We start from the raw sequence: 16,392 nt of genomic DNA on the forward strand, positions 1-16,392 counted from the left end.
GTGTTGCGTGCCACGGGTTGGATGGTGCCGGGAAAGGTTGAAAGAGACGGGTGAGTAAGCGGGGATGAACGCCAGCAGCTGTCCGGCTCTTCAACGGCCCGCCGGCAGGGCCAGCACCAGGGTGCCATCCCAGCGCGGCGCGCCGGAGGGTGCAGCGCCGCCCAGTGTTGTTGTTGCACCAGCCGCTGCTGCAGGGGCTGCCGCAGCAGCGCTGCGCACCAGCCGTGCCTCGACCGGAGACGCGTGCGCGTTGCTGCGTGCCTGCGCCAGCCACTGTGCCAGGCCGTCAGCGGGTGCACCCTTGAGGACCACCGTCACACGGTCGCCCACCACGTTGAGCTGGCCCGCAGGGCCCAGGCGCTGCGTGAGCGCCGTGCGCAGTGTGCCCACCGAATCCGTGGGGTTGCTGCGCGGTGCCGACTGGAGCTGCTGTGCCTCGGCCTGCAGCGTCAGCATGCGCTGCACCTGCGTGTCGAGTTCTGCGTGGCGTGCAGGGGCTGCGCGCAATGTAGCCAGTGCCGGTGCCATGGCCACCCACCAGAGTAACGCCAGCGCCACGATGGCGCCCGCGGCCAGCACCAGGTTCTGTTCGCGCGGCGCCAGGGCCTTCCAGCGGGCCTGCAGGCTGGCGGTGATTGCGGTGGCCTGGGTCATTTGCGTCATGGTGTGCCTTCGGTGCGCAAAAGCAGGCTGCCGTCTTCAGGCCGGGCCTGGTAGCCGCTGGCCTGCAGCCGTGCGAGCAGGGCCGCTTCTTCGTCGGAGTTCATGTCCAGGCCGCGCAGCCGCAGCTCGCCCGGGGTGTATTCAATGCTGGCGGGTATGCGCCCTTCGGGCAGCGCTGCGCCTGCCGCTGCCAGCATGGGCTCCAGGTCGCGCGCCGACACGCCACCGGCGGCCTGCCGCAGCAGGGCCAGCTCGCGTTCCATCTGCACGGGTGCGTCCACCACCACCTTCACCTGTGGGAAGGTCTGCGTGAGCATGCCGCGCACGCTGGCCTGCTTGTCGGCCAGTGCCTGCCGCTCCTGCCAGGCCCAGGCATTCAGGCCCACGATATGCGCCACCACCAGCACGGCGGCGCCCCAGCGGGCCGCGCGCCACTGCGGCGCATTGAGCAGCGCGCTCAGGGTGGTGCCGGCCTTGCGCAGGGCACGCGTGCTGCCGCTGCTGGCCAGGTCGAACTGGGCCAGGTCCCAGTCGCTGCGTGCAGCATCGAGCGCGCGCTGGCTGGCGGTGTGCAGCGCCACGCGCTGGCCCAGCGTGCGTTCGGCCAGTGCGGCCACGGCGGGCTCGGCGCGCAGCACCAGCGCAGGCTGCTGTTCATCGGTGCCTGGCGCGCCGCCGCTACCCAGGGCGCCCAGGCGCACCAGCGTGAGGGCCATGGGTGTCAGCGGCATCACCGTCACGCCCAGTTCGGCCCCCTGGCCGGTGATGACCAGGTAAGGTTCTTCGGGGGTGCCCAGGGCACACAGCTCGGGCCCGCCACTGTCGGTCGGGCCGGGTGCGAATTCGGGCACCACGCGCGTCACGCGGCGGCCGGCACTTTCCAAGGCCTGCAGGTTTTCGCGCAGCCAGGCGCGGTCGCACACCGCCACCCACACGGCGCCGTCGCCAGCAGAGCCGGGCTGCAGCGCAAAGTGCAGTTGGGCGGCATCGTCGAGCACGCGGTCTTCCAGCAGGCCCTCCAGCGCCAGGCGTAGGCGCGGTGTCTGGTGGCCGGGGCCGATGGGCAGGCCCGGCGGTAGCTGCACACGCTGCCACGACAGCGCACGCGCGGGCACCACGGCCACCACCTCGCCACCGGGGCGTGTGGGCTCGGGCAGCAGGGCCGCAGGGGCGCTGTCATGGCGAATGGCAATGTGGCCATTCGCCGTGAGCGTGTAGCTGTAGGTGGTCGACGGCCCGGGCAGGGTCGGCGGCAGAAAGAGGATGAGGGTGCTCATGAACGCGTTTTGCGAACCATTTTAGGGGGATGTTCTTGCGGCGCCACGTCAGCGCAGGGGGGTGGCGGGGGAGCCGGGCGCAGCGCGGTCGAAAGCCCCGCGTTCTCGCCAGATCGTGGTCACGTCCATGCCCACACGGTGCACCAGGGAACGCTCGTCCACCATCACGTCGCCCAGCCGCAGCCGGCCGCGCACCTCATAGTAAGCCGAGGCCACCGTGTGGGTGGAGTCGTCGAGCTTCATGGTGGTGCCCATCTGCTCGCGCATCTCGGCAATGGAGCGGAAATGGCGCGATTCGCGCATTTGCACGATGCGCTGCGCGCTCGCCACATCGAGGCCTTCGATGGCGGCCATCAGAACATCGATGCCCGCGGTGTTGAGGTTGATGTGAGTAGGGCTGGGCAACAGCGACACATGGGGCGCCAGCACATCCACCGTGGCTTGCGGCAGCCCCAGCCACACCAGTTGCGATACGCGGGCGGGCATCAGCGGCGCGCTGCTGCCATCGCCACCCGCGGTGGCCTGACCCTGGCGCAGCGATTCGACCAGCGCCGAGAGCTGTTGCGATGGCAGGCTCAGCCGCTCGAACAGCCGGTTGAACTGCTGCAGCGCCAGCGGCTGCACCTGGCCACCCTGCACCAGGTTGGTCAGGTTTAGCCGCCCCTGCATGTCACTGATCTGTCCGGAAAGGAAGGCCTCGGTCGTGTCGGTGGTGGCATCGTCCACCTGCGACACATTGCGGTCTGCCGCGAGAAAGGTGGACAGCCTGGCCTCCTGCAGCGGCACGGCCCATGGCTCTGCCAGGTGGTCTGCGCCGCCCGCGCGCCCGTCTTCGCGCAGGATGAGGCGCGACCAGTCGAGCGCGCCGATGAGGATCCAGGCGGACTGCACACGCCCGCGCTCGGCCGTCTCGACCTCGACCGCGCGCCATTGCTGCCACATCGCCGACGCGGCAAAGGTGGCCACCAGGGTGACGGTGAGCATGGCGGCCAGCAGCGCGGCACCGCCCTGGGCCGTTGCCTTGGGCGCAGCGTGCCTCACGAGCGCCCCCCGCCCAGCGTGGGCTTGACCCAGTCACGCGTGAGTTGCCCTGCCAGCGCCTGCCCTGCGGGCAGGGTGATCTGCAGGCGGATACCGTCGGGTACTGCGGAAGAGCCCCCGGGCGGCTGTGCGCCAGCGCTGGACAATGGATTGGACCACGCTCCGCCCCGGTAGTAGAAGATCTGCCAGTCTTGCAGCGGAAGCAGCGCGGTTTCCAGCCGCCGCTCGCCCTCGCCCGGGGTGCGGGCCCACTGGGCCGCCTGCTGCCATGCCGCCTGCCATGCGCCCCGGGTGCGTACCGGCTGCGACTGCCAGCGCAGCCAGGTGCCGGCAGTGCCCTGGCCAGCGCGGCGCGTCCATGCCACCACCAGCGCCCCTTCGTCGGGCTCGGCACTGCTGCGGCGCGTAATGCGCAGCACCTGGCCGTCCCAGTCGAGCGGCGTGGTGTTGGGGATGGACATCAACGCGTCCAGGTCCGCGCCCCACTGCCCCAGCGCCGACTGCAGCACCAGCATCTCGTCAGCCCGTTGGCGCGTCGTCTCCTGCGCGCGCACCATGCCATCGATCCCGCGCCAGCTCAGGATGGCCAGCAGGGCCATCACGCCGATGGCGACGAGCAGTTCGATGAGCGTGAAGCCGCGCGCGCCCTGGGCATACGCCACTGGCGCTGCGCCATCGCGAGGGTGGCCAGCAAGGGCCGCCCCGCAGCAAAGGCCGACGTCCCCTTGGGGGCTGAGGGCCGCGGCTCCAAGCCTGCCTGCGCAGGTTTGGACGGCCCCGAAGGGCTGCAGGCTCTGACTGCGGCGCGGAGGCGCGAAGCGACTCAGGGGGGACATCTAATACCGCCCGATGATCGAAGAAATGCGCAGGATGGAGTTTTCGCCATCCAGCACCTGGGCATCAATGCGCCTGAAACTCGGGTTGGGCGTAGGCCGCACGATCATGGCCACCGTCAGCTGCCGGCCTGCCTGTTCGCATGGCTGCAGGCTGTCGCCCACGCTGGGCATCTGGGCCGACAGGCGAGCGCGCACCAGTTCGTTTTCGGCGCACAGCTGGGCCAGCACGATGTCGGACTGCCGCAGCGCATTGCGCGTGAGCGCCGTGGTGGCCTGCAGCCCGGCCATGAGGGCGATGGCGACGATGGCCAGTGCCACCAGCACCTCCACCAGCGTGAAGCCGCGAAGCGTTGGCAACGGTGCACGGCGGCGTGGACGCACGCGGGCCGGGCTCACTGCGCGGTCTCCACAAAAAAAGGCCGCACGCCGTCGGTGGCCACGCGCAGCACCCGTTCGGGGTACTGCTGGTGGGTGATGAAAACCTGCTGCGGCCCGATGAGGGGCTCGGGCCCCAGCATCAGCACTGGCTGGCCGCGCACCACGGTGCCAGCATCTAACCACCGGGTGGGCAAGGCAGCCTGGGCGCTGGGCGGCAAGCCTTCAAAACGGAAGCCCTGGGGCGTAGCGCGCCAGCGTACCGGCACACCTGCGCCGCGTGACTGGGCGCGGGCCGATTCCAGCAGCGCCGACAGCCGGGCCGCTTCGCGCTCCAGCAGCGTGCTGCCACTGTCGCGCATGGCCAGCCCGACGCCCGCCGTGGCCAAGGCCATGATGCTGATGACGACCAGCAGCTCAAGGAGCGTGAACCCGCGTGAGCGGTGGGTGGGCATGGGAGCTAGGTGGGGCCGTTAGCAGCAGCCACAGCGTCTGCGAGCGGCGTGCGGCCGCAGCGCCGGGCCGCCCCAAGCAAGGCCCGGCCCCCTTGGGGGGCAGGGAGCGACACGCAGTGCGCGACCGTGGGGGTCATATTTCACTGCCAGCTGCCGATATCGGCATCCTTGCCTTCGCCGCCCGACTGTCCATCTGCGCCGAACGACATCACGTCAATCTCGCCCTTGATGCCGGGGTTGAGGTACTGATAAGGGCGGCCCCAGGGGTCGTTGGGGAGCTTTTCCAGGTACAGCTTCCAGTTGTTGGGCACGGGCCCGGACGTGGGCTTGTTGACCAGCGACTGCAGGCCCTGCTCGCCCGTGGGATAGCGCTGGTTGTCCAGCCGGTACAGCTTGAGCGCCTGCATGATGTTGGTGATGTCGGTGCGGGCGGCGGTCACGCGGGCGTCGTCGGCGCGGTCCAGCACGTTGGGCACGATCAGCGCGGCCAGCACGCCGATGATGACGAGCACCACCATGAGTTCGATCAGGGTGAAGCCGCGGGCAATGCCGCGGCGGGCGGAGCGCAAGAGGACGGGGAGGGATGTGTTCACTGCTGGCGGTCTCTCGGATGGTCGGATCGCGTGAATCATAATCCGCGCATGGTGACCAATTCACTCAGCAACAAATGGGGCGTGCGCCTGGGGACTCTGGTCCTGTGGGCCGCCGCGGGCGCCAGCGTGGTGTATTGGGGGCTGCGCCTGTCGGCCTCCGGGCCTGCGGCCATGGCACCGCCGGTGGTGGCGGCCGCGGTCGCGCCCGACGCCCAGGCGTTGGCCCGCCTGCTGGGTGCCGTGCCGGCAGCCGCTGCGGGTGCCGCACCTGCAGTGCCCGTGGCATCGCTGGCCAGCCGTTTCTCTCTGATCGGCGTGCTTTCAGGCCGCAGCAGCGGCGGTGGCGCGGCCCTGATTGCCGTGGACGGCCAGCCCGCCAAGCCCTACCGCGTGGGCGCTGCGGTAGAGCCCGGTCTGGTGCTGCAGGCCTTGAGTCCCCGTCAGGCAGAGCTGGGCCCCGCCATGGGCGCACCGGCCACGCTGACGCTGGACATGCCGCTCAAGAAGTAGTCCGCGGGGCGCGCCGCGCGGACGCATTTTTAGCCCTCGCCGTGCCTTTTTGGCGCTCTATGCCGTCGCCGGATTTTTGGTAAGCAGGCGTAATTCCCAGGCTCCCCAGGCCGGTGCAGCCACAGGCCAGCATTCTGCGGTCGGGTTTGCGCTACGTGGAGCGTGTTCGTGGATCCACGCCACACAGCGCGCCACGCCCGCATGGGTGATCCACACGATGTCTGATGCGGCGCCGATTGCCGTGGCATCGGGCTCTTCGCCCGCGTTGGCAATCACGCCATGCAGGGCGCCGCACGATGCCAGTGCCGACTGCACGCGCTCCAGCATCTGCGCCAGCGATTCGCCGCCACCCGGGGCGTGGCCGCAGAAGTCTGCCGTCCATGCGTCCACGCGGGCCTTGCCAATGGCGTCCCAGCTCTGGCCCTCCCAGTGGCCAAAGTCCATCTCGCGCAGGCGGGCGTCTGGTTTTGGGGTCAGATCGGGTCGTAGCGCAAGCAGATCATGCACAAGCTGCTCACATCTTTGTAGCGGCGAGTGCCACACTGGTGCACCGTGCGGCAGCGCTGCTGCCAGCTGCTCTGCGGCCGTGCGCGTGGCGGCGGCATCGGCCGGTACATCGAGCGCGCCGTAGCAGATGCCGGGCGCCACCAGCGGGCGGGCATGGCGCACCAGCCACAAGCGCCTTTGCGGCAGCGGTGGCTGCTGCGCCGTGCTCACAGCCAGGGCAGGGCCAGCGCTGCGCCCAGGTAAAAACCGATCTCGCTGACCTGTTGCGTGGCGCCCAGGCAGTCGCCGGTGAAGCCCTGCAGGCGGCGCGCGAACCAGCGCGCCATCCATGCGGCAGCCAACCCGCTCAAAATGATAGATGCTATGAAAAATATAGCTGGCATTGCAATCAATACAAAGGCTACAGGCACAAAACACCATACACAGGCCGCTGCGAGCGCGCCGGGGGTGATCTGGTCGGCCAGTGGCTTGCTTTTGGACCGCGCCGTGTCGCCCACATGCGGCAGCGCCCGCACGATGAACAGTGGCCACAGCCGCGACAGCACATGCGCGCCTCCCAGTGCGGCCAGCGCAGCGGGCAGGTTGTGCGCGCCCAGCAGCGCCAGCAGGCTTACTTTGGCCAGCAGTGCCAGCACCAGCGCCATGGCGCCAAAGGCACCGACGCGCGAGTCTTTCATGATGTCGAGTGCGCGTTCGCGGTCATAGCTGCCACCCAGGCCATCCACCACGTCGGCCAGTCCGTCTTCGTGGAAGCCGCCCGTCATCAGCACCGTGGCGATCGTGCAAAACACGGCTGCGACGGGTGCCGCCATCGGCTGCCCGCCCAGTGCGAGAAAAAGCCCGGCGTAGACACCCATGGCCAGCAGACCCGCCAGCCAGCCGATACCCGGAAAATGCCCCGCGCTGGCCCGCAGCATGGCGGGGCTGAACCCCACCCAGTCGGCCAGCCGCCCGGTGACGGGAATACGCGTGAAGAACTGCACGGCCAGCAGGTAGTGGCGCAGGGCTTGCATGGGCAGGCTGTCGGTTACTTCACTTTTGATAGCTGCCAGCGCTTATGGAACAAGCGCCAGCGGCCGATTTGACCCATATTTCGCTTACTTGGAGCGCAGGAACAACCGGTAGGCCGGGTTCAGCGTCTCTTCCACATACGGGTAGCCCAGCGTGGACAGGAAGGCGTCGAACGTGGCGGCGTCTTCGGGCGGCACCTGCATGCCCACCAGAATGCGGCCGTAGTCGGCGCCCTGGTTGCGGTAGTGGAACAGGCTGATGTTCCAGGTGGGCTGCATCAGGCTCAAAAACTTGAGCAGTGCGCCTGGCCGTTCGGGGAAGGTAAAGCGCATCAGCCGCTCGTCCTGCGCCAGCGCCGAATGGCCGCCCACCAGGTGGCGCAGGTGCTCCTTGGCCAGCTCGTCGTGCGTGAGGTCCAGCGACTCAAAACCGTGGCGGGTGAAGGTCTGGGCTATTTTTTCCGATTCGCCCTTGCCGTGCGCGGTCAGGCCCACAAACACATGCGCCTGCGCCGCATCGCTGATGCGGTAGTTGAACTCGGTCACATTGCGCGGGCCGCCGGGCAGGCTGCCCACCACTTCGCAAAAGCGGCGGAAGCTGCCGCGCTCTTCGGGAATGGTCACGGCCAGCAGGGCCTCGCGCTCTTCACCGACCTCGGCGCGCTCGGCCACAAAGCGCAGGCGGTCGAAGTTCATGTTGGCGCCACACAGGATGGCGGCGTACGTTTCACCTTGGGTCTGGTGCGTGGCCACGTACTGCTTGATGGCGGCCACCGCCAGTGCGCCGGCAGGCTCGACGATGCTGCGCGTGTCCACAAAGACGTCCTTGATGGCCGCGCACACCGCGTCGGTGTCCACCGTCATGAACTCATCCACCAGGCCGCTGTGGGCGATGCGGAAGGTCTCCTCGCCCACCAGCTTGACGGCGGTGCCGTCGGAAAACAGCCCCACGTCGGGCAGCGTCACGCGCTCGTGCGCGGCCACCGACTGGATCATGGCGTCCGAGTCGTTCATCTGCACGCCGATCACCTTGATCTCGGGCCGCACGGCCTTGATGTAGTTGGCCACGCCCGAGATCAGGCCGCCGCCGCCGATGGCCACAAACACGGCGTCGAGCTGGTTGCTGCCCAGGCTTTGCAGCTGGCGCAGGATTTCCATGGCAATGGTGCCCTGGCCCGCAATCACGTCCGGGTCATCAAACGGGTGCACAAAGGTCAGGCCCTGCTCGTTTTGCAGCTGGAGCGAATGGCCGTAGGCGTCTGAATAGCTCTCGCCAAACAGCACGACTTCGCCGCCCAGGGTCTTCACGGCGTCGATCTTGAGTTGCGGCGTGGTCGTGGGCATCACGATCACGGCGCGCACACCGAGCTTGTGGGCGCTCATGGCCACGCCCTGGGCGTGGTTGCCAGCCGAAGCGCAGATCACGCCGCGCGCCAGTTGCTCGGGTGTGAGGTGCGCCATCTTGTTGTAGGCGCCGCGCAACTTGAAGCTGAACACCGGCTGCTGGTCCTCACGCTTTAAAAGCACCGTGTTGTGCAGGCGGCGGCTGAGGTTTTTGGCGGGCTCCAGCGCCGACTCCACCGCCACGTCGTACACGCGGGCGGTCAGGATCTTCTTGAGGTAGTCGGCAGGGGTGAGGTGCTGGGTCATGGGCAAAAGCGTAGGGAGGCCACCGCGGCGCTGGCGGGGGCCCACATCATAGGTGGTGCCCCTTCGGGCATCCGGCCGCGCTGTAAAGCTGCAGCCCACGCCCCGATCACGCAAAAAAAAGCCCCGGGCCGTGAGGCCTGGGGCTAATCCATCCTTTGAGGAGATGGAGGAGACAATCGGTGCGGGGCCCGGGCAACGCGCTCTGCGGGGCGGGGGCCATCTGCGGGCCGGATACAACCGGAATCGCAGCGCTTGGGTACAGTTTAGCGCAACTCTTGTTGCGTCGCAGCAAAATTCGCAATCGGAGAAGCCCAAGCAGGGGAGACCCGTGCAAAAAAGCGACGCGCTCATCAAGCGCCAATCAAACACAACCAGGGAATCAGACGATGGAATGCACAGTGAGCTGGACAGGTGGAGCGGGAACCCGCTCGGGAATGGGATTTGTGGCCGAAACCGGCAGCGGTCATGTGTTGACCATGGATGGCGCCCCCGATGCCGCCAACCCTGCCAACGGCGGACAGAACCTGGCGCCCCGCCCTATGGAAACCGTGCTGGCCGGTACCGGTGGCTGCACCGCCTACGACGTCGTGCTGATCCTCAAGCGCGGCCGCCACGATGTGCGGGGCTGCAGTGTCAAACTGACCACCGAGCGGGCAGAAACCGACCCCAAGGTGTTCACCAAGATCCACATGCATTTCACCGTGAGCGGCAAAGGCATCCCGCCAACGGCCGTAGAGCGCGCCATAGCCATGAGCCACGACAAATACTGCTCGGCCAGCATCATGCTGGGCAAAACCGCCGAGATCACGACGGGGTTTGAGGTCATCGAGGCCTGATCAAACGGCCTGACAGGCCCCGCGTGCCTCACGGCGGGGCCTTACGCGGGCTCCGCCCCTACACGTAATGCGCCGTGCTGGTCATGACCTTGGCTGCGGCACGCATTGCACCCCGGACCGGTGCAGGCAGTTCAAGCGCACCGGATGCGCGTGCCTGCGCTGCATGTCGCTCTTCGTCATCCTTCATGCGGGCCACCACCGCGCGCGAGGCCACGTCGGCCTCGGGCAGCCGTTGCAAATGACTGTGCAGATGGGCGGAAACCTGGTTTTCGGTTTCCACCACGAAGCCCAGGCTGGCGCGATCACTCACCTTGGCGGCCACGAGGCCCAGTGCAAAGGCGCCGGCAAACCACAAGGGGTTGAGCAGACTGGGGCGGGCACCGAGCGCATCAAGCCGCTCGCGCGTCCATGCCAGGTGATCGGTTTCCTCGCGGGCCGCCGCGACCAGGTGGGCGCGCAACTGCGGGTCAGACGTCACCGCCGCCTGAGCTGTGTACAGCGCCTGGGCGCAGACCTCTCCCACATGGTTGACGCGCATCAATGCTCCAGACAGTCGTTTTTGCGCCGCATCCATCTCGGCTTCCACAATGCCCTGCGCTGGTGACGGCGTCGATGACCGGGGCGTTGCAAACAGTGTGCGCAAGGCGGCGTCGGCCGCACTAAAAAATGAGTCCATGGAAAACTTTCTGTGACAAGACCGCCGAAACACAAATTGCGTTTGGAAACAAAACGCCCCGGACCTTTGTGGGCTGCCTGCTCCCGTAAACCTGGATTTTGCCGCCTTCCCGCGAAATGTTGCAGCACTGCAACGGATTTCCTCTTTCAGGAAGTTTGTGGGTGAATTCCTTTGCGAAACCGGTCCGGGTCTGGTGCAATAAGAGCAACTTCCCCACCAGGAGGTTGGCCCGGGGAACCGGCGGGACTGTGCAGGTGTGCTTTCACCATAGACCCCCCGTACCGGCGCCCTATGTTTAACCTTGGAGTAACTCGCAATGAAAAAATCCCTGATTGCCCTGGCTGTGCTGGCTGCTTCCGGCGCTGCAATGGCTCAATCTTCCGTGACGCTGTTCGGCGTGGTTGATGCAACCTACGCTTACGGCAACGGTAGCGTCGCTAACCGCTCGCAACTGACGAACTCCGGCTACAACAGCAGCCGTCTGGGTTTCCGCGGCGTTGAAGATCTGGGTGGCGGCATGTCCGCTTCGTTCTGGCTCGAAGCTGGCGTTAACAACGACAATGGTTCCGGCGCTCTGACCCCCACGAACAACCAAGGCGCCACCACTGGCGGCGGCGGTCTGACTTTCAACCGTCGTTCGACGGTCAGCCTGAACGGCGGCTTCGGTGAAGTTCGTCTGGGCCGTGACTACACTCCCCAATTCTGGAACCTGACTGTGTTCGATCCGTTCGGTACGAACGGCGTCGGCACGACCCAGACCCTGAACTCCAGCCTGGGCGGTCCTACGACTGTTCGCGCTTCGAACTCCATCGGCTACTTCCTGCCAGGCAAGCTGGGCGGTTTCTATGGCCAAGCCCAGTACTACATGGGTGAAAACCTGAGCAACGCGGCTAACAAGAAGGACGGCAACGGCATGGCCCTGCGCGTCGGTTACGCCAACGGTCCTATCAACGTCGCTCTGGCTCTGTCGGAAACGAAGTTCCTGGCTGGCGACATCCAGTCGATCAACCTGGGCGGCCAGTACGACCTGGGCGTGGCCAAGATCATGGCTCACTACAGCCAAGACGAAATCGACGGCGGCGCAGACGGCAAGGGCTTCCTGATCGGTGGTCTGGTTCCTATGGGCGCTGGCGAAGTTCGCCTGGCTTACTCGACCTACAAGATCGACACCGTCGGTGCTGACCCACGCAGCAACAAGCTGGCTCTGGGCTACGTGCACAACCTGTCGAAGCGTACGGCTCTGTACACGACCGTTGCTCGCGTGACCAACAAGAACGGTGCTGCACAAGCTCTGAACGGTTCGGTGACTGCTGCTAACCGCAACTCCACCGGCTACGACTTCGGTATCCGTCACAGCTTCTAATTCACAGGCTGGCGTTAAGCCAGTCTTGAATTTCAAAGCTTAAAAGCCGCCTTCGGGCGGCTTTTTCGTTGCTGCGCCGGTCGACGGGCCGTCAAGTGCTTTCAAGAAAAATCGTTACCCGCGCGTCGCTCGGGGAAGTTGGCACCTCGCCTCGGTGGCCATAGCGAAGCATTCCCTGAATCTGGCAATCCCGTCGCCGGCGTAGGCGGGGTGAGCGGGATCGCAACTTGTAACTCGGGCTACATGCCAGACGCGGAAGGTTGCCCCATCTTGCCGGACGGCGAGTCCTCAAAGCAACCACGTGCACGTGCGTCAGGAATTCTCCGTGGTGTCATGCGATTTCGCGTATTACGCAAACTTGGCACCATCCTTGCAAGAGATGTCTGCGCCAACGCGTGGGATAGGCCCTTCTTTGCATCAGGGATTCAGGGATTTCCCGTTGGCGATAGAGCAACCTTTACTGCATAGTAAAACTTTTATTCAAGAGGGTTCCATGAAACTCAAGTACCGTCTTTTGTCGGTTGCTGCCGCTGCGGCGCTGCTGGCTGTTCCTGCAGTGCAAGCCAAGCCCTTCAAGTGGGCAAGTCAGGGCGAAATCGCCACCTGGGACATCCACTCGCAAAACAATGCACTCCAAAACGGCATCCATGCCAATGTCTACGAGAGCCTTGTTTACTACAACAGCAAGACATTCGATGTGGAGCCCGTACTGGCCACATCATGGAAAGAAATCACGCCGACGCAGATCCGTTTCAATCTGCGCCAGGGCGTCAAATTCCATGACGGCTCTGCCTTTACCGCCGATGACGCCGTGTACTCGCTGCAGCGCGCCATGGCAAAGACCTCCAACTTCACGCCCTACGTCCAGGGCATCAGCAAGGTGAACAAGGTCGACAACCAGACGATCGACGTCATCCTGAGCGCCCCCAACCCCGTGTTGCTGCGCCAGATGACCGAACTGCGCATGATGAGCAAGGCCTGGGCCGAAAAGAACAAGTCGGTCGAGCCCAAGGACATCAAGGGCAGTGACGAAAACTTTGCCCACCGCAATGCCATGGGCACCGGCCCCTATCTGCTCGATTCCTGGCAGCCCGACGTCAAGATGGTGTTCAAGCGCAACCCCAACTGGTGGGGCAAGATGGACGGTAACGTGACCGAGATCGTCTACACGCCCATCAAGTCGAATGCCACACGCATCGCGGCGCTGATTTCGGGCGAAGTGGACATGGTTCTTGACCCCACGCCCCAGGATCTGGGCCGCCTGCGCGCCAGCCCTGAGCTGAAGGTGGTCGACGGCGTCGAAAACCGCACCATCTTCCTGGGCATGGACCAGTTCCGTGAAGAACTGCCTGGCTCCAACATCAAAGGCAAGAACCCCCTGAAGGACGTGCGCGTCCGCAAGGCCCTCTACCAGGCCATCGATGCCGACACCATCTCGCGCAGCATCATGCGCGGCCTGGGCAAGCCCACAGGCACCATCGTTGCGCCGCAAGTGGCGGGCTATACCGAGGCCGTGGGCAAGCGTTTCCCTTACAGCGTCGACGCTGCCAAGAAGCTCCTGACCGAAGCCGGCTACCCCGATGGCTTTGAAGTCGACTTTGCCTGCCCCAACAACCGCTACATCAACGACGAAGCCATCTGCCAGGCCGTGACCGCCATGTGGTCGCGCATTGGCGTGAAGGCCAAGCTGCGCACGCTGCCGCTGGTCAACTACTTCCCGATGATCCAGCGCTACGAAGCCAGCATCTACATGCTGGGCTGGGGTGTGCCAACGTTTGACGCCCTGTACAGCCTGCAGTCGCTGGTGCGTACCGTGGGCCAGGGTGGCGACGGCAACTACAACGTAGGCCGCTACAGCAACCAGCGCATGGACTATCTGGTGGACCGTATCAAGGCCGAGACCGACGCTCCCGTGCGGGCCCGCATGCTGACTGAAGCGCTGCAGCTGTCCAACGACACCGTGTCGCACATCCCGCTGCACGACCAGGTGATTCCCTGGGCCATGAAGAAGAACATCGAACTGGTGCACCGCGCTGACAACCGCGTGGACATGCGCACCGTCAAGGTGAACTGACCCCCGCCCACGCACTGGGCAAGAGCAAGGGTCGCATGGGTTCCGCGACCCTTGCTCTTTTTGGTTTACCCTGCCTGCGTATTGCCCCATAGCGCCAACCCTGCCAAAAGCGGCGTTGGCGTTCCTATCGAACACACACTCGACTTCTCTGATGCTCGCCTTCATATTGCGCCGCCTGCTACAGGCTGTGGTTGTCATGGTCACGGTGGCCTTTATCTCCTTCATGCTGTTCCAGTACGTCGGAGATCCCGTGGTGTTTCTTCTTGGACAGGACGCCACCCCCGAACAGGTCCGCGAACTCCGCGCCCAGCTCGGTCTCGACAAACCTTTCTTTGTGCAGTTCGGCCACTTTCTGGTGAATGCCGCCCAGGGCGAATTCGGCCTGAGCCTGCGCCAGGGCGCCAAGGTTTCCCGTCTGATCGCCGAACGCTTCCCGGCCACGCTGGAGCTGGCCCTGGTGGCGGCATTCATGGCCCTGGTCATCGGCGTGCCCATGGGCGTGTATGCGGCGCTCAAGCGCGGCACGTTCACCAGCCAGGTGTTCATGACCCTGTCGCTGCTGGGCGTGTCGCTGCCCACCTTCCTGATCGGCATCCTGCTGATCCTGGTGTTTGCCGTGACGCTGGGCTGGTTCCCGAGCTTTGGCCGTGGCGAGGTGGTGCAGATGGGCTGGTGGAGCACCGGCCTGCTCAAGGCCAAGGGCTGGCACCACATCATCCTGCCGGCCATCACGCTGGCCATCTTCCAGCTCACGCTGATCATGCGGCTGGTGCGTGCCGAAATGCTGGAGGTGCTGCGCACCGACTACATCAAGTTCGCCCGGGCCCGCGGCCTGTCGAACCGGGCTATCCACTTCGGCCATGCGCTGAAGAACACGCTGGTTCCGGTGATGACCATCACCGGGCTGCAACTCGGTGGTCTGATTGCGTTTGCCATCATCACGGAAACGGTGTTCCAGTGGCCAGGCATGGGCCTGCTGTTCATCCAGGCCGTGACGTTCGCCGACATCCCCGTGATGGCCGCCTACCTGTGCCTGATCGCCCTGATCTTCGTGGTGATCAACCTGGTGGTCGATCTGCTGTACTTTGCGGTCGATCCGCGCCTGCGCGTGGGCAAGGCCGGAGGACACTAGACATGAAGCACCCCCTGAGTCGCCTGCGGCGCCTTCCCCCTCAAGGGGGACGACACCCTTGCTGCGGGGCGGCCCTTGCCCGGTGTCTCCAGCAGGTGCAACACCCCTGCGGGGCGTTGCCGATAGCGCACAGCGCGCTGGACGCCTGACATGCAGCCGCTTCGATACAAAGCCGGCGGGCGGGTGTTTGCGCGCATTGCGCAGTACCACCCCGAACTGACCGCGCTGCGCCGCGATCTGCATGCCCACCCCGAACTGGGGTTTGAGGAGGTCTACACCAGCAGCCGGGTGAAAGAGGCCCTCAAGGTCTGCGGTGTGGACGAGATCCATGACGGCATCGGTCGCACCGGCGTTGTCGGCGTCATTCGCGGCCGCAGTACGGCCAGCGGCAGCATGGTGGGCCTGAGGGCCGACATGGACGCGCTGCCTCTGGCAGAGCACAACGACTTTTCCTGGAAGTCATGCAAGCCCGGGCTGATGCACGGCTGCGGCCACGACGGTCACACCGCCATGCTGGTGGGGGCGGCGCGGTATCTTGCCGAAACCCGCAACTTTGACGGCACGGCCGTGCTGGTGTTCCAGCCGGGCGAAGAGGGCTTTGCAGGCGCGCGCGTGATGATGGAAGACGGCCTGTTTGACCGTTTTCCGGTCCAGTCGATCTACGCCATGCACAACTGGCCCTCGATGAAGCCGGGCACAGTGGGTATCAACGCGGGGCCCATGATGGCCGCAGCCGACCGCATCACCATCGAGATCACCGGACGCGGCGGCCATGGTGCGCACGCTTACCAGACGGTGGATGTGCTGCTGGTCGCCGCACACATCATCACTGCAGCGCAGAGCATCGTTTCGCGCAACGTGCGCCCGATTGAAAGCGCGGTGGTCAGCCTGTGCGCCATGCAGGCCGGTGACCTGGGCGCCTTCAGTGTGCTGCCCGGCTCGGCCACGCTGGTGGGTACCGTTCGCACCTTCGACCCTGTCGTGCAGGAGATGGTGGAAAAACGCCTGAAAGAGCTGTGCAGCGCCATTGCGCTGGGCTTTGGCGCCACTGCTACCGTTCACTACGAGCACATTTACCCCGCCACGATCAACAGCGAGCCCGAGGCCATCTTTGCCGGTGATGTGGCCGAGTCCCTGCTGGGCGCCGACCATGTGGTGCGCGACCTGGAGCCCAGCATGGGGGCGGAAGACTTCTCCTTCATGCTGCAGACCAAGCCCGGCGCGTACCTGCGCATTGGCCAGGGCACGGGCGCCAGCGGTAGCGCCCTGCACAACAGCCGCTACGACTTCAACGACGACATCCTGCCGCTGGGTTCGGCCTTGCACGCCAGCCTGATCGAGCAGTCAATGCCATTGCCGACCCTCTAGGGTGGGCACCCTTATTCACACGCAAG

General features: G+C 65.6%; 17 protein-coding genes. 6 read left to right on the forward strand and 11 right to left on the reverse strand.

Annotated elements, in window-relative coordinates; translation table 11 throughout:
• Positions 1–90 precede the first annotated feature (90 nt).
• From gspM to gspG, 7 genes are all read right to left on the reverse strand, one after another.
• Positions 91–663, reverse strand: coding sequence for a type II secretion system protein GspM (gspM, locus tag ACTPOI_RS05630; RefSeq protein ID WP_440107232.1), 573 nt, complete (start codon positions 661–663; stop codon positions 91–93).
• The gene (gene gspL, locus ACTPOI_RS05635; RefSeq protein ID WP_440107234.1) at positions 660–1,940 is read right to left on the reverse strand and encodes a type II secretion system protein GspL; all 1,281 of its coding nucleotides are present in this window, start codon (positions 1,938–1,940) and stop codon (positions 660–662) included. The genes gspM and gspL overlap by 4 nt, the downstream gene beginning before the upstream one ends.
• Before the next feature lie 48 nt (positions 1,941–1,988).
• Positions 1,989–2,924, reverse strand: coding sequence for a type II secretion system minor pseudopilin GspK (gspK, locus tag ACTPOI_RS05640; RefSeq protein WP_440108272.1), 936 nt, complete (start codon positions 2,922–2,924; stop codon positions 1,989–1,991).
• A gap of 53 nt (positions 2,925–2,977) precedes the next feature.
• Entirely contained in the window at positions 2,978–3,643 is a 666-nt protein-coding gene (locus ACTPOI_RS05645; protein WP_440107237.1) for a PulJ/GspJ family protein, read from the reverse strand.
• Between the two features lie 174 nt (positions 3,644–3,817).
• Positions 3,818–4,174, reverse strand: a complete 357-nt coding sequence (gene gspI / locus ACTPOI_RS05650; RefSeq protein WP_440107239.1) for a type II secretion system minor pseudopilin GspI — start codon at positions 4,172–4,174, stop codon at positions 3,818–3,820.
• 35 nt (positions 4,175–4,209) lie between these two features.
• Positions 4,210–4,647, reverse strand: a complete 438-nt coding sequence (locus ACTPOI_RS05655; RefSeq protein ID WP_440107241.1) for a prepilin-type N-terminal cleavage/methylation domain-containing protein — start codon at positions 4,645–4,647, stop codon at positions 4,210–4,212.
• 140 nt (positions 4,648–4,787) lie between these two features.
• Positions 4,788–5,240: a type II secretion system major pseudopilin GspG gene (gene gspG, locus ACTPOI_RS05660; protein ID WP_440107243.1), complete on the reverse strand. Its 453-nt coding sequence runs from the start codon at positions 5,238–5,240 to the stop codon at positions 4,788–4,790.
• 48 nt (positions 5,241–5,288) lie between these two features.
• Between gspG and ACTPOI_RS05665 the strand changes: the two genes are divergently transcribed.
• Positions 5,289–5,750, forward strand: a complete 462-nt coding sequence (locus ACTPOI_RS05665; RefSeq protein WP_440107246.1) for a type II secretion system protein N — start codon at positions 5,289–5,291, stop codon at positions 5,748–5,750.
• Positions 5,751–5,807: 57 nt separating this feature from the next.
• Here ACTPOI_RS05665 and ACTPOI_RS05670 read toward each other — a convergent pair whose 3' ends face one another.
• The 3 genes from ACTPOI_RS05670 to ilvA form a co-directional block, all read right to left on the reverse strand.
• A complete protein-coding gene (locus ACTPOI_RS05670; protein ID WP_440107248.1) occupies positions 5,808–6,419 on the reverse strand; it encodes a histidine phosphatase family protein in 612 nt (203 codons plus the stop codon).
• A gap of 44 nt (positions 6,420–6,463) precedes the next feature.
• A complete protein-coding gene (locus ACTPOI_RS05675; RefSeq protein WP_440107250.1) occupies positions 6,464–7,270 on the reverse strand; it encodes an adenosylcobinamide-GDP ribazoletransferase in 807 nt (268 codons plus the stop codon).
• 84 nt (positions 7,271–7,354) lie between these two features.
• Positions 7,355–8,917: a threonine ammonia-lyase, biosynthetic gene (gene ilvA, locus ACTPOI_RS05680; RefSeq protein WP_440107252.1), complete on the reverse strand. Its 1,563-nt coding sequence runs from the start codon at positions 8,915–8,917 to the stop codon at positions 7,355–7,357.
• 386 nt (positions 8,918–9,303) lie between these two features.
• Here ilvA and ACTPOI_RS05685 point away from each other — a divergent pair, with 386 nt between their 5' ends.
• Positions 9,304–9,753, forward strand: a complete 450-nt coding sequence (locus ACTPOI_RS05685; RefSeq protein ID WP_440107254.1) for an OsmC family protein — start codon at positions 9,304–9,306, stop codon at positions 9,751–9,753.
• A gap of 58 nt (positions 9,754–9,811) precedes the next feature.
• On the opposite strand, the gene coq7 is transcribed toward ACTPOI_RS05685, so the two are convergent.
• Positions 9,812–10,429, reverse strand: a complete 618-nt coding sequence (gene coq7 / locus ACTPOI_RS05690) for a 2-polyprenyl-3-methyl-6-methoxy-1,4-benzoquinone monooxygenase (RefSeq protein WP_440107256.1) — start codon at positions 10,427–10,429, stop codon at positions 9,812–9,814.
• Between the two features lie 316 nt (positions 10,430–10,745).
• On the opposite strand from coq7, the gene ACTPOI_RS05695 reads away from it, so the two are divergent.
• The 4 genes from ACTPOI_RS05695 to ACTPOI_RS05710 all read left to right on the forward strand — a co-directional run bounded on the left by ACTPOI_RS05695 (position 10,746) and on the right by ACTPOI_RS05710 (position 16,366).
• Positions 10,746–11,792 (forward strand): porin, encoded by a 1,047-nt coding sequence (locus ACTPOI_RS05695; protein WP_440107258.1) that lies wholly within the window; start codon positions 10,746–10,748, stop codon positions 11,790–11,792.
• Between the two features lie 493 nt (positions 11,793–12,285).
• A complete protein-coding gene (locus tag ACTPOI_RS05700) occupies positions 12,286–13,866 on the forward strand; it encodes an ABC transporter substrate-binding protein (protein WP_440107260.1) in 1,581 nt (526 codons plus the stop codon).
• A gap of 151 nt (positions 13,867–14,017) precedes the next feature.
• Positions 14,018–14,998 carry an ABC transporter permease gene (locus ACTPOI_RS05705; protein ID WP_069104817.1) on the forward strand — a complete coding sequence of 327 codons (981 nt, stop codon included), beginning with the start codon at positions 14,018–14,020 and terminating at the stop codon, positions 14,996–14,998.
• A 150-nt stretch (positions 14,999–15,148) separates the two neighbouring features.
• On the forward strand, positions 15,149–16,366 hold the full coding sequence (locus ACTPOI_RS05710) for a M20 aminoacylase family protein (protein ID WP_440107263.1): 1,218 nt from the start codon (positions 15,149–15,151) through the stop codon (positions 16,364–16,366).
• Positions 16,367–16,392 lie beyond the last annotated feature (26 nt).

This window comes from Acidovorax sp. BL-A-41-H1 (assembly GCF_051942715.1).